The organism is Staphylococcus sp. HMSC62A08, assembly GCF_001839105.1.
Taxonomy (GTDB): Bacteria; Bacillota; Bacilli; order Staphylococcales; family Staphylococcaceae; genus Staphylococcus; species Staphylococcus caprae.
Map to the genome: position 1 here is coordinate 41,284 of NZ_KV840026.1, position 13,330 is coordinate 54,613.

12 protein-coding genes are annotated in these 13,330 nt (G+C 30.9%); 9 read left to right on the forward strand and 3 right to left on the reverse strand.

Going from position 1 to position 13,330, the window contains the following annotated elements; translation table 11 throughout:
• The first annotated feature begins 2 nt into the window (after window positions 1–2).
• Entirely contained in the window at window positions 3–842 is an 840-nt protein-coding gene (locus HMPREF3264_RS00205) for a ParB/RepB/Spo0J family partition protein (RefSeq protein WP_070871603.1), read from the forward strand.
• Window positions 843–932: 90 nt separating this feature from the next.
• On the opposite strand, the gene HMPREF3264_RS00210 is transcribed toward HMPREF3264_RS00205, so the two are convergent.
• Together HMPREF3264_RS00210 and HMPREF3264_RS00215 are read right to left on the reverse strand one after the other, a co-directional pair.
• Window positions 933–1,568 (reverse strand): HAD family hydrolase, encoded by a 636-nt coding sequence (locus tag HMPREF3264_RS00210; RefSeq protein WP_070871535.1) that lies wholly within the window; start codon window positions 1,566–1,568, stop codon window positions 933–935.
• Between the two features lie 253 nt (window positions 1,569–1,821).
• Entirely contained in the window at window positions 1,822–6,510 is a 4,689-nt protein-coding gene (locus HMPREF3264_RS00215; RefSeq protein ID WP_070871536.1) for a Spy0128 family protein, read from the reverse strand.
• Between the two features lie 485 nt (window positions 6,511–6,995).
• On the opposite strand from HMPREF3264_RS00215, the gene HMPREF3264_RS00220 reads away from it, so the two are divergent.
• The 8 genes from HMPREF3264_RS00220 to HMPREF3264_RS00250 all read left to right on the forward strand — a co-directional run bounded on the left by HMPREF3264_RS00220 (window position 6,996) and on the right by HMPREF3264_RS00250 (window position 12,461).
• Window positions 6,996–7,355 carry a DUF3147 family protein gene (locus HMPREF3264_RS00220; RefSeq protein ID WP_002445070.1) on the forward strand — a complete coding sequence of 120 codons (360 nt, stop codon included), beginning with the start codon at window positions 6,996–6,998 and terminating at the stop codon, window positions 7,353–7,355.
• 19 nt (window positions 7,356–7,374) lie between these two features.
• Complete coding sequence (locus HMPREF3264_RS00225) at window positions 7,375–7,770, forward strand: DUF3147 family protein (protein WP_002445072.1); 396 nt, start codon at window positions 7,375–7,377, stop codon at window positions 7,768–7,770.
• The gene (locus HMPREF3264_RS00230; protein WP_002445074.1) at window positions 7,736–8,281 is read left to right on the forward strand and encodes a TetR/AcrR family transcriptional regulator; all 546 of its coding nucleotides are present in this window, start codon (window positions 7,736–7,738) and stop codon (window positions 8,279–8,281) included. The genes HMPREF3264_RS00225 and HMPREF3264_RS00230 overlap by 35 nt, the downstream gene beginning before the upstream one ends.
• Before the next feature lie 83 nt (window positions 8,282–8,364).
• Entirely contained in the window at window positions 8,365–9,000 is a 636-nt protein-coding gene (locus HMPREF3264_RS00235) for a DUF443 family protein (RefSeq protein WP_070871537.1), read from the forward strand.
• A 53-nt stretch (window positions 9,001–9,053) separates the two neighbouring features.
• The gene (locus HMPREF3264_RS00240; protein ID WP_070871538.1) at window positions 9,054–9,668 is read left to right on the forward strand and encodes a DUF443 family protein; all 615 of its coding nucleotides are present in this window, start codon (window positions 9,054–9,056) and stop codon (window positions 9,666–9,668) included.
• 456 nt (window positions 9,669–10,124) lie between these two features.
• Window positions 10,125–10,460, forward strand: coding sequence for a DUF443 family protein (locus HMPREF3264_RS13080; protein WP_083327762.1), 336 nt, complete (start codon window positions 10,125–10,127; stop codon window positions 10,458–10,460).
• A gap of 479 nt (window positions 10,461–10,939) precedes the next feature.
• Complete coding sequence (locus HMPREF3264_RS00245; RefSeq protein ID WP_070871539.1) at window positions 10,940–11,557, forward strand: DUF443 family protein; 618 nt, start codon at window positions 10,940–10,942, stop codon at window positions 11,555–11,557.
• A 334-nt stretch (window positions 11,558–11,891) separates the two neighbouring features.
• Window positions 11,892–12,461, forward strand: a complete 570-nt coding sequence (locus HMPREF3264_RS00250; RefSeq protein ID WP_070871540.1) for a helix-turn-helix domain-containing protein — start codon at window positions 11,892–11,894, stop codon at window positions 12,459–12,461.
• A 159-nt stretch (window positions 12,462–12,620) separates the two neighbouring features.
• Here the strand turns inward: HMPREF3264_RS00250 and HMPREF3264_RS00255 are convergent, their stop codons facing one another.
• Complete coding sequence (locus HMPREF3264_RS00255; protein ID WP_002445081.1) at window positions 12,621–13,271, reverse strand: YIP1 family protein; 651 nt, start codon at window positions 13,269–13,271, stop codon at window positions 12,621–12,623.
• Between the last annotated feature and the right edge of the window lie 59 nt (window positions 13,272–13,330).

A 13,330-nucleotide genomic window follows, 5' to 3' on the forward strand; every position in this document is an offset into this window, starting at 1 on the left:
ATATGAAGAAACCTTTTTCAAAATTATTTGGTTTAAAAAATAAAGATGACATCGTTGGTTATACTGAAGAAGAACGCAATAATAATGTAGAATCCATTCATATTGAACGTATCGTACCCAATCGTTATCAACCAAGACAAGTATTTGAGCCAAATAAGATAAAAGAATTAGCTGAATCAATTGAAGAACATGGTTTGTTACAACCTATTGTTGTACGCCCGATTGAAGAAGACATGTTTGAAATTATTGCTGGTGAGCGTCGATTCAGAGCATTGCAATCTTTGCATAAACCACAAGCTGAAGTAATCATTCGCCATATGAATGATGAAGAAACCGCAGTAGTTGCGTTAATTGAGAATATTCAACGTGAGAATTTATCTGTGGTAGAAGAAGCGGAAGCATACAAGAAATTGCTTGAAATTGGAGATACAACACAAAGTGAATTGGCTAAAAGTTTAGGTAAAAGCCAAAGTTTTATCGCTAATAAACTGCGCTTGTTAAAGCTTGCTCCTAATGTGATTAAACGATTACGAGAAGGTAAGATTACTGAAAGACATGCGCGTGCTGTCTTAGTCTTATCGGAAGAAGAGCAAGAGGAATTAATTGAGCAAGTTTTTATTCTAAAATTGAATGTGAAACAAACTGAAGATAAAGTACGTCAAAAGACAGGTCCTGAAAAGGTTAAGGCACAGACGTTCCAATTCTCTCAAGATGTGACTCAAGCGAGAGATGAAGTTGGTAAGAGTATTCAAGCCATCGAGCAGTCTGGCTTACGTGTTGAACATAAAGATAAAGACCATGATGACTATTATGAAATAAAGATTAGAATATATAAGAAATAGTAAGAAGAGAAAACGAGTTAATGCAATATAGGGTTGCACTTACTCGTTTTTTTGTGTTTATTGAAGGTTTTTATTTAATTTTTAAATCATTTAAAAGTTTAATTCAGTAACATTATTGATGATAAACGTTGGATCTTCGGATTTTAGTTCATCTTCGCTATGTGTGCCCCAAGTTACTGCACATGAGGATACGTTTGCGCTATTGGCCATTTGCATATCAAATATGGCATCACCGATATAGATCGTTTCTTTATTATTGAGGTGATACTTTTTTAAGATGTAGTTGATACCATCGGGAGCAGGTTTGTAATTGTCAACCTTGTCAGAACTAATGACTTCGGTGAAGAGATGATCTATTTTTAATATTTCTAGATTACGAATCAGTACATCTGTCTTTTTACTCGATACGACAAACAAACTTTTGTCTTCAGCAAGCATGCTAAGTTGTTTAGACATCCCTTTATAAAGTTGTAGATAAGATGCCTCTTCGTCTTTGTAATTCTTTCTAAATGTAGTGATGATTTCTTCTAATTGTAAATCGTCTAATGGTGTTGGACTCATTAATCTAAAGGACCTTTCAATAGGAATGCCCATATAATATTCAATATCTTTCACTGTAGGTTCTGTCATACCTTTATCTCGAAAGGTCTTCTGTGTAGCTACTACACTACATTGCTTAGAATCTGCAATTGTTCCGTCAAAATCAAAGATTAAATTCTTATACATAGATGATTAGCCTCACTTGTTTGAAATTAATTTGATAAAACTTTAACACAAAAATATTAAGTAATAAAATTCGCATCAATATATTTGAAATCACTCAATTTATTAGAGGGAAGGCAGTCTTAGGAGAATAGTATAAATGATTGTCCCCGTGTTATTACTTCTATCGTCAATAAGAAATATATTAATACAATTTATTACAAAAAAGAAGAAGTCGAGTTAATTTCTTATCTCTCAACTTCTTCTTATTTAATTTCTAAATTGATTTAGATTTTCGTCTTCGTCTGCCTAATAAAATAAGGCTACCCAATCCAGCGAATATTGTAGCGAACAATGTTTTATCGTTATTCTTATCAGAAATGCCAGTATCCGGAAGTGAAGCTACTTTATGCACCTCATTATATTTATTAAATTTAGTTTCTTTCATTAATTCAATTTCTTTATTATATTTCGCCTTTTTATCGTATTCAACTTTATGTTCAGATGTTTTTTGAGGTTTTGGCACAGGAACTTTATTTGGTGTTGGCGTTTTTACTGGCGTGAACGTATTATTAAACTCAATATCTGCTGGCAATTCAGTTTTACTTACTAAAATATGGCCTTCTTTTGTAATTGTGATTTTTACTTTAGCTTTCATATGATCGTAAGTAATATTTGAATCATTGCCTTGAAGTTCTTCTACTGTATAAGTATACGTACCAATATCGTTATTTTTGAAAGAAATATTATTGAAAATGACTTTACCATCAATCGTGTTTTTAGTACGCGCCACTTCTTTACCTTGTTCATCTTTAAGTACAAAGTCGAATTCATGAGCTTTTAGAGGTCGACCGATTAACTTTTTAGAGAAATCAAGACTTAAAGAAACGGGACTCACATAATAGTTATTAAATTCAGTGTCATTAGGATTAACAATCACAGCTTCGTAATTTCCAGAAAGATGATTTTTAACTACATTTACTGTAACAGTCGCCACCATAGGATCATAATCAATATTCGTATCTGTTCCTTGCAATTCTTTAATTGTGTACGTATGACTACCTTCAGAATCATAAGTTAAATGATCGAATATCACTTTACCATTTTGATTAGACACTGTTTGAAGCACGTGGTCACCTTCAGAAAGGGTAAATTGGAACTCGCCATTCGATAAAGGTTTACCAGTAAGAACATTATTAAATTCAAGTTTAGCTATTGCTGGTAAAGGAATATAAGTGTTATTGAACTCAGTATCCGCCGGCAATTCAGTTTTACTTTGCAGTATATGTCCTTCTTTTGTAATAGAAATTTTCACATTAGCCTTCATACTATCGTAGGTAATATTCGGATTATTTCTTTGTAGTTCTTCTACTGTATAAGTGTGCGTACCTACATCACTATTTTTGAAAGTAATGTTATTGAAAATAACTTTACCATCAATCGTATTTTTAGTACGTGCGACTTCCTTACCTTGTTCATTTTTCAGTACAAAGTCGAATTCATCAGCTTTTAAAGGTCGACCAAGTAATTCTTTTGAGAAATCAAAGCTTAAAGCAATTGGATTTACATAATAGTTAGTAAATTTAGTGTCATCAGGATTAACGATCACAGCCTCATAATTACCAGTAACTGGACTTTTAGTTACATTTACCGTAACAGTCGCCACCGCAGAATCATAATCAATATTCGTGTCTGTTCCTGGGACTTCTTTAACTATGTACGTATGGCTAACTTCAGAGTTATAAGTTAAATGATCGAAAGTGACTTTGCCATTCTGATTTGTCGCTGTTTGAAGTACATGGTCGCCTTCAGAAAGGGTGAATTGGAACTCGCCATCAGTTAAAGGTTTGCCAGTAAGAAGAATATTATTAAATTCAAGTTTAGCTGTTGCTGGTAATGGAATGTAAGTATTATTGAACTCAGTATCCGTTGGTAATTCAGTTTTACTTTGTAAAATATGGTCTTCTTTAGAAATTGAAATTTTCACAATAGCTTTCATATTATCGTAAGTAATGTTTGGATCATTACTTTGGAGTTCTTCTACTGTATAACTATGTGTACCCACGTCACTATTTTTGAAAGTAATATTGTTGAACATCACTTTACCATCAATCGTATTTTTAGTACGTGCGACTTCTACACCTTGTTCATTTTTCAATGTAAATTCGAATTCATCAGCTTTTAAAGGTCGATTAAGTAATTTTTTCGAGAAATCAAAGCTTAAAGCAATTGGACTTACAAAATAATTATTAAATTCAGTGTCATTAGGATTAACAATCGTAGCTTCGTAATTACCAGTAACTGGATTTTTAGTTACATTTACTGTAACAGTCGCCACCATCGGATCATAATCAATATTCGTATCTGTTCCCGGTACTTCTTTAACCGTATACGTATGACTACCAACAGAATTATAAGTTAAATGATCGAACGTGACTTTGCCATTCTGATTAGACACTGTTTGAAGCACGTGGTCACCTTCTGAGAGGGTAAATTGGAACTCACCATCAGTTAAAGGTTTGCCATCAAGAACATTAGTGAATTCAAGTTTGGCTGTTGCTGGTAATGGCGTGTAAGTATTATTAAATTCTGTATCTAATGGTGCGATTGATGTAACGGTAAGTGTATGTAGTTCTGTATTTTCAAATTTAAGTACATTAACGGAGATTACGGCTTTCATCGGATCACTTGTCATACGTTCCTCGTTACTCGGAACTTCTTCTACATTATATTTAAATGTATGTCCAACATCTGCATTGGTATACGTAGGGCGTTTACCGTCTAAGAAGGTGAAGTTAATTGCGCCTTGAGCATCATTGACACCTGTAGCAAGGACTTCTCCCTTATCATTTTTTAAAGCAAAATGAAACTCTCCATCTTTTAAATTACGTCCTGTTAAAGATTTAGTGAAAGGAATATTTAAATCAAAAGGTTGGGGTTCAACGTAATAATTTGTGAATGCCTGGTTACCATCATTATCCCCATCGTAACTATAAACCACATTTGCTTTTAACATCTCGTCTTCTTCAATAACAGTTATTGTAGCAGTTACTCGCAAGGGTTCAGCATCATAATTAGGATTTAAATTTGTTTTATTTTCAGTAATTGTATAAGTATAGGTACCTGGCTTAGTAAACGCAATTTTATCAAATGTTACTGAACCATCCTCTGCATTCGTTTTTGATTGTGAAGCATCTGGAATTGCTGGTGAATGAGGGCCTGCCTCTATATTAAAGGAGAATTCACCTGGAGTTTGATTATGATCGCCCTTAATTATATTATGCACTTTTAACGTTACTTCAACTGGATCAAGCGTAGTATAGTAATAGTCTGCTGGTTTGATTCTTGCTAAAAAGTTTTGTAAGTGGAAGTTACCTCCAGAACCAACTTGAACCCCGTTAATGACTTGTTTAGGTGCGAAAAGCATACCTGCAGCGTCACCTTCACTTGCTGGTTGTATTTTAAATGGTTTCGGATAACCAGGTATATCAATGTATTCGCCTAGATGTTCCATGTTTCTTTCGCCAGGCTTTAACGTTTCTGCATAAACTCTGACGTAGTTAGTAGTGTCCAGACCAGTTGATTTAGCGGATTCTGACATATGGTCGATGGATAGCGTCCAAATTTCAACACGCGTTGTGCCGTCTTCGCCTACTACCTCTTTGATACGTTTGATACCACCATTACTATTTGTAGCATCTACATATCTTAATCCTACTGGGTATGCAGATATCAATGTACCAGACATGTTATCAGGACTCACAGTTTGATATAATTTGTAGCCTTTAAATCTACGAACATTCGAAGCGGTGTATGTTTGTCCTCCCATACCTTGAATTGTATAATGAGCTAATTCTTGTTCAGTATGACCTGGCTCATAAGTTTGTGTATTGACGTCGTTTTTATCAGCTTGGAATGTAGGATTATTTTTATTTATTACACGATAGTGCGTTGTTAGAGAAGCGGTTATCGGAATAAAATACTGAGGATCAGGAGATGTATTTCCTTCATTCGCACTATTATAAACGTCAAAAATTCTTAGACTCGTACGTTGATTACCAAGATTACCATTTTTATCACTTTTGAATTGCACTTTAATCGCTGGCACAGTTTGTTTAAATTGATTTAGAGTATGTAGAAACGTGAAATCTAGTAAGGCATATTTAGCTTTGTTAGGGTCTTGAGTTGCTACAACATGTGCCAAACTATTTTCTCCAAACGTTACTACACCATCTGCGTTGATTGATTTTGTTTCAACAATAGAATTATTTACACCGTCTACCAATTGAATAGTGATATCATCAGAGTCGTCATACGGTTTTGATAAACGATAATAATATTTTGTATGGTATGTAGTATTAAAATTTGTAAGATCTGTGATAGCAATGGTGTATTGATTAGGGTCAGGATTTGCTTCAAATACTACATTTGGCGTTGGTGTTGTATTTGAATTTTTAGGCTGTGGAGTGACGACCTCTCTATTTTTAACTGTCGCACCATTTGGATTATCCATATTAGGCGTAGCGATAGTTGCGTGATCAGTTAATACACCTTCTGAAGTAATAGGTGACGTTGCAGAACGTCGTACACGAGTATGTACTTTTTGTTTGTTCGTAGTAGACGAAGATGCAGTTGTTTGTGCATTCGTATTATCTGTTATTTGTTTAGGTTTTTCGCTAGTAATGTGAGAATCAGTTTCTTTAGTGTTAGAAGTGTTTTCAGATTGAGTCGTGTTAGTTGTTGGAGTTTGGGTTGATATTTCTGAATTTGATGACTTAGTCACTTCATTTTCCAAAGGTTGTGGTTTAGAAGTCGTATCACCTAATTGAGTTGACGTGTTATTGTGGATTTCATCTGCATGAGCTACATCTTGAAAGCCTACGAATAAAAAGGCACCTAGTAATACAGAGCCTGTTCCTATTGAAAATTTTCTGATAGAGAATCGATATTTTGTTTTTAATTTCATAGCTTGATGTCCTTTCTTAGATGAATTAAATAATTTCTTTAATTTAATTATAAAATATATAAAATGGAAAACAACATTGTGTCTAAATTGTCATAAATATAATATAAATAGCAAAACGTGGTTTATAGATAATGAGATTTTGTTATTTATAATTAATTACTCTCTTTTTCTTCATGACGTTTTAGTGCATAATCGTTTTTCAGTAAGCCGAATTTCACGCATCTAAAAAAGTTCACAATACTACGTAAAATAAAGATAATTATTACTAACCTCAAAACTTTCAATTCGACGAACGCACTTTTAAACTTAGTAAATTTTCTTTCATATTCAATAATTTGAATCACTGTTTAACGTGAAACAATGAATATTTGTATTTTTAGAAAATTAGGTATTTTAAACGATATGTTTACAACAACCTTTAATCGATTTAAACTAAAAGTAAACGAAACGTTTCGTTTAATAATTAATTGATAAGAAGGGTTATTGTGTTTGGAATATCGATTTCTAGTGCTATTCTTCATTTCGTTATAGGTGGCCTCGCTGTCGCACTGGCATCAGTGATAGCAGACAAAGTTGGCGGTAAATTAGGTGGCATTATTGCAACTATGCCGGCAGTCTACCTGGCCGCTGTCATTGCTTTAGCTATAGACCATAGAGGACATCAACTTATTCAAATGTCTATACATTTAAGTACAGGCGCTGTAGTTGGAATTGTATCTTGTATCATTACTGTCTTTTTAACTTCTTTATTTATAGGTAAGAGAAATTATAAGAGCGGAACGATATTTGCAATTGTATGTTGGTTAGTCATATCTGTAGCAATATTTGTAGTCAAACATATTTAATGATGGAGGCATTTAAGTAATGAAATTAGTGTTAATAAAATTTCTTGTAGGTGGATTTGCGGTATTGATTAGTTATATCGTCTCAGTCGTATTACCGTGGAAAGAGTTTGGAGGTATTTTCGCAACCTTTCCAGCTGTGTTCTTAGTTTCAATGTTTATCACTGGTATGCAATTTGGCGATAAGGTTGCGATGCACGTGAGTAGAGGGGCAGTCTTTGGCATGATAGGCGTACTCTTTAGTATTTTAGCTACTTGGGGTCTTCTTCAAGCCACTCAAATGTGGTTAGTTAGTATTATTGGCGGATTTGTTGTATGGTTTGTAAGTGCATTAGTAATTTTTGAAATGGTTGAATTTATTTTCCGTAAAAGAAGGGATAAACATGGCTGGAAGACCGAAAGATCCAACGATAAATAAGAAAATTTATGATGAAATTAATCGTTTACTAGAAACAACGCACTTTAGAGACATTACAATTGACCAGATTTCGGAAAATACAGGCATCTCTAAAGCAACGATTTATCGCAGATGGAAAGATAAAGCTTCAATTATTATGGATATGTTTGTTGAACAATCTCACAAAATATTTATAGACGATAATGGCGATTTATATGAAGATTTGTTTCAATTTCTAGTGAAAATTAAAGATATTTATAAAACAAAATTAGGTAGCGCAGTTATTGAAATACTTGTCAGTCACCAACAAATCGAAGCACGTGAAATGTTCATGACGAATTATTTCAATAACAATCGTAAAACATTAAAAAAGATTATTAGCAATCATATTAAAGATGAAGAACAAGATTTATTTATAGATCTCATCTTCTCACCCATTTACTTTAATATATTAATTAAACCTGATTCTTTAGATGAAAATTACATTGAAAAGATGTTGAAAAAGATTATTCAGGCATATAAGCCAAATTAAAGAAGTTAGAGTTATAGGAATTTTGTGAGAAAGCATGAAGGTAAGTGAATTAGGATGTCAATCCTATGAAATGGAGTTAAAAAATGAGAGGGTATATTGAAAATTTAAATAATAATATTAGATATAAAATTTTAAAGAGTGATAGAGAAGTATATTTAATTGATTTACAACAATATTTAATCTCTTATTTTTTCCCAATGATTAATTGGTCAAATATCAATGGTTATAAATTAAGTGAAAAAGAATATAATGATTTAATTAATCCTAACCAATCAAAAAAAGCTAATAAAAAATATTCGCCTATTGTTGCAGGGTTGACGATACTCATTGCTGTATTATTGAGCCCTTTAATTCAAATTGCAGGAATACCTATTCATTTTATTTCTGCAATATCAATAGTTATTATCACATTTTCAATAATTACTCTATTGCATTATTTTCTAAGAAATAAAAATAAAATCAGAATGTTAAATACGAAAGAAAATAGTCATAAGATTTTGGTAACACCAACCTTTAAACATATATGTGCAATAGTCACTTTATATATTATTCTAACCTTAACTTTGTATATAGGAATAAATATGTTATTTATTCAAACGGAAATAAATTATATCGTTTACATGTTTTGGGTTTTGTTAATGGTTTTTCAAAGTTTTTTAAATACGATGACATTTAACCTTGGTAAAGTTAAATATAAAATTTATAAACAGCATGGTTGAGTTATAGTAATTCTAAATCAATGTTTAAATTTAAATAGAATTGGTGAGAACGAATGGAACAGGTATATACAATATATAAAAATCCTAGATATAAAATCATTCAAAAAGATAATCAATATTTAATGATCGATTTAGAACAAAATTGGTATTCTTACCTGTGTCCTATGCTGAATTGGTTTATACCTATTAAATACACAAAACTTACTTACCAAGAGTTTAATAATTTAAATATATTTTCAAATGGAAGTAATTCTAGTTATGGAATGATAGCTGGTGGTATAGGTGTCACAATTAGTGTACTTTTAAGAAGTATAGTGGGTTTAATGGACATTAATATTAGTCGAATATGGATGCTAGTCATGTTTTTAATTGGATTTTTTGCTGTGGTCGGGCTTCGTTTAGCTATACGAAAGAAGTTGAAACATCCATCGTTCAATAAGAACAGTAAACAAAAAGTAATACTGATTCCATCATTCAAAAATTTCGCGCTTGTGGTATTTTGTTATTTTATGACATTATTTTTGTCAATTGCACCTACTCAAATGATTTTTGATGACAGTCAAAATATTATAGGTTATGTAGGTTGGTTAGTCGTTTTCTTTATGTTTACTACTTTAAATATATTTTCAATTTTGGATAGAAAAGTGCATGTCAAAATAATGAATTGAATATGTAAGTCTAACTACAAAATTATATTAGAAGTAAAGTTCTAAACATATGAAAATAATAATCTAGAAAAAATTTAAAAATTTAGAGCCATGTAAATCTGAGACAATTAATTAGGCATTCCTTGTTAAGAAGGGGAGCATTTTTATGCGAGGAGTCTAGAAAGAAGTGTAATTAAAGGTATTTGTTACTCTAGTATCTAATGGTAATGTTTAAAATTAGTGAGAAATTAAAAATTTATTAGATTTATTAGAAATAGCGAAAAACTTTGGAGAAGCGGTATAAACCTAACTATAAGGGAAATATCCAATGAAATTGAAAATACAAAGAAAAAGTAGCAAATGAAGTTGGGCAGTCTGTTGATAAAGAAAAAATAGTGTTAATTCAATGGAATGGAGTTGGTGAAATGGTTCAAGGAACTATTCAATCGATAGGACAAATCCAATCGCTATAAATTAATTGTATATAGCGGTAGCTTTTATATTTTAGATATCGAAAAAAATATATTTACTTACTTTTTTCCATTTATTAATTATTTATTTCCTAGATGCCTTCGAGAAATAGAACAAATGACTGCAGAAAAATTAATGACTAAACAGAGATCCAAAGTAAAAAAGTCCAATTATGTTTTTCCTATATGTTTATCCATAATAATAAGTACTTTACTCAGAACGGTTGTACATCAGTTCGACATATCAGTTAACTCAATTTTTTTGTTATTTTCAGTTATAACATCGATTTTTTCAGTTTTGCTTTTGAGGCTATGGTTAAGTTATTTAACAATAAGCATATAGAAATTAAATATAGTAATCATAAAATTAAAGCTTTGTTAATTCCGCCACGTAAATACATTTTTAAAAGTATAGGAATATTTTGTTACTTTAGTATATTGTATTGTTTGGGAATGTATGCATTTATAGTATCTAATAAATTTAATTTACTAATACTAATAGCGGGAATGATATTAGTATTCATAATAACTTTAACAAATTATTTCTTGTATCCTATGGAGGAAGAAAATGTTGAAATCCATGAAATAAAATCTTCTTTTACTAAGTCACTAAAATAAGACGCTTTTGCAGTTTGCATTTGATTTTATTGTTAACTAATTAGCATGACGAAGGTCCATAGTCGTTAAGGGAATCTAAAAACGTTAAAAATAGCTCCGAATATAGTAGTAACAAAGCAAAAAAAGTCGAACATAATGTTGGAGAAGCCGTCAATAAAATCAAAAAAGTAGTAAATCCAATGAAATGGAGCGAACATATACATAATGGAACTGGTATATACAATCTATAAAAATCCTAGATATAAAATTATTCAAAAAGATAATCAATATTTAATGGTCGATTTAGAACAAAATTGGTGTTCTTATCTATTTCCTATGTTGAATTGGTTTATACCTATTAAATATACAAAACTTACTTACCAAGAATTTAATAATTTAGATATATTTTCAAATGGTAGTGGTGCTAGTCAAGGTATGATAACTGGTGGGATAGGTGTCATAATTAGTGTATTGTTAAGAAGTATAGTGGGTTTAATGGATATAAATATTAGTCGAATATGGACTCTAATCATGTTTTTAATTGGATTTGTTACTGTGGTTGGGCTTCGTTTAGCTTTAAGAAAGAAGTTGAAACATCCATCGTTCAATAAGAATAGTAAACAAAAAGTAAGACTGATTCCATCATTCAAAAATTTCGTGCTTATGGTATTTTGTTATGTTGTTGCAATTTACTTAATAGTGGGATTATTTTATATGATGGTTATTGATAATATACAAAATATTATGATTTATATTTGCTGGCTAGGAATATTTTTGGCATTTTCATTTATGAATATAGCTTCAATTTCTGATAGAAAAGTGCATGCCAAAATAATAAATTGAATGTGTAAATCTAACTACATAATAATATTAGAAGTAAAGTTCTAAACATATGAAAATAATAAACTAAAAAGAATTGTAGAGCTTTATGAACTTGAGACGATTAAGTAGACGTTCCTTATTGAGAAGGAGCGTTTTTTTATGCGGGTTGTCTAGAGGGGAGTGTAAGAACATTAAGTATCCGCGATGTCAAAGGATTTTAACAACAAAAAGGATGAAGTTGTAAAAGAACTTTGGTAGTTTTTATTTAAGACACACGTTTCAATTTAATTATCACTTTTAAATAAAGTGAATGATTTATGAAAGATCGTTATAAAAACAATTAGGGGTTAAAAATATGGATATTAGTAATCAAATTAAAAAATTTAGACAAAGAGATGGTTATTCACAAGAATTTCTGGCTGAAAAAATGTTTGTTTCAAGACAAACGATATCTAACTGGGAAAATAATAAGAGCTATCCTGATATTCATAATTTACTCATGATGTGTAACCTGTTTCATGTTTCTTTAGACGATCTTGTAAAAGGAGACGTGGAGAAATTGGAATTAACAAGAGATAAAAAGGAATTAAATTTTTGGTCGTGGATGATGATTCTATCATTTTTAGCTAGTGCAATTTTGATAGGTCCTCTTATTCATTATCTAAGTTGGTGGGGCTTAGGAATTGATTACTTTATAATTTTAATAGGTATATTTGCGTCTAGTAAAGTAGAGAGAATTAAGAAAAAAAATGATATAGAAACTTATGATAGAATAGTAGCTTTTATGAATGGTAAAGATCCAAATGAAATAAAATCTACGAAACTTAGAGATGTGTTTACATCATTTATGTCACTTATCTCTTTTGTGGGAGTCTTAGTATTAATAGGTTACTTAAGTATATTATTGACTGATAAATTTCTATAACATAGTTGAACTCCAGTAAGTTTTCAATTTACTGGAGTTCAACTCGTAGTTAGAATTATTTTTTCTTTTTCTCATTCAAGCTAATAATAATCGGTAACATACCACAACAAATGATTATCAATAATATTAATCCTGAGTTCATTTTTGTACCTCTTGTGATTATTTAGTGTTCATATTTGGCATTGATTGACCAGAAGCTCCACTTATTAATCCAAATCCAACTAATAAAACTAAAGCAACGATGCCTAATATGATTGATGTTTTCTTGGATAAACGACTTGTTGAATAGTAGACTACACCTGTTAAAAATGCTTTTAATACATTAGTTAAACTAATAGCCATAAGGTACTTATTATCTTTAGCAAAGATATTTAAGCTATCTAATTTATATTCAAAAATACTTAATCCAAATAATGCTTGAATAATAGTAATAATAAGTGAGAAAGTATCAATTATTATCGCGTATGAAAGTGCAGCAGAAAAAATACTACTACCTTTAGCATCAGATTTAAATATTTTAGAAATAACTAAGAAAATCACAAAAATTATTGCTGTATTAAAAAGAATACCGAAGAAACCGGTGAATAATGAAATTATCAAGTATAATCCTGAATTCATTTGACCGTTAGATTGTGATATTACAGTATCTTTCGTAGCCAAGTAACTTACGAATGCAGTTATTAATGCTAAAACTATTAGAATTAATAACTTCACTAACCACTTTGGATTTTCTCTTAATTTACTAAAGTGACTTACAAATGGAACGCTTGAATTCTCTAGTTGGTTATTTTCAATGTTTTGATTTTCCATATTATGTATATCTCCTTTGTTTAATTGTGATAGTAAAAGGTTAACATTTTATTCTATTT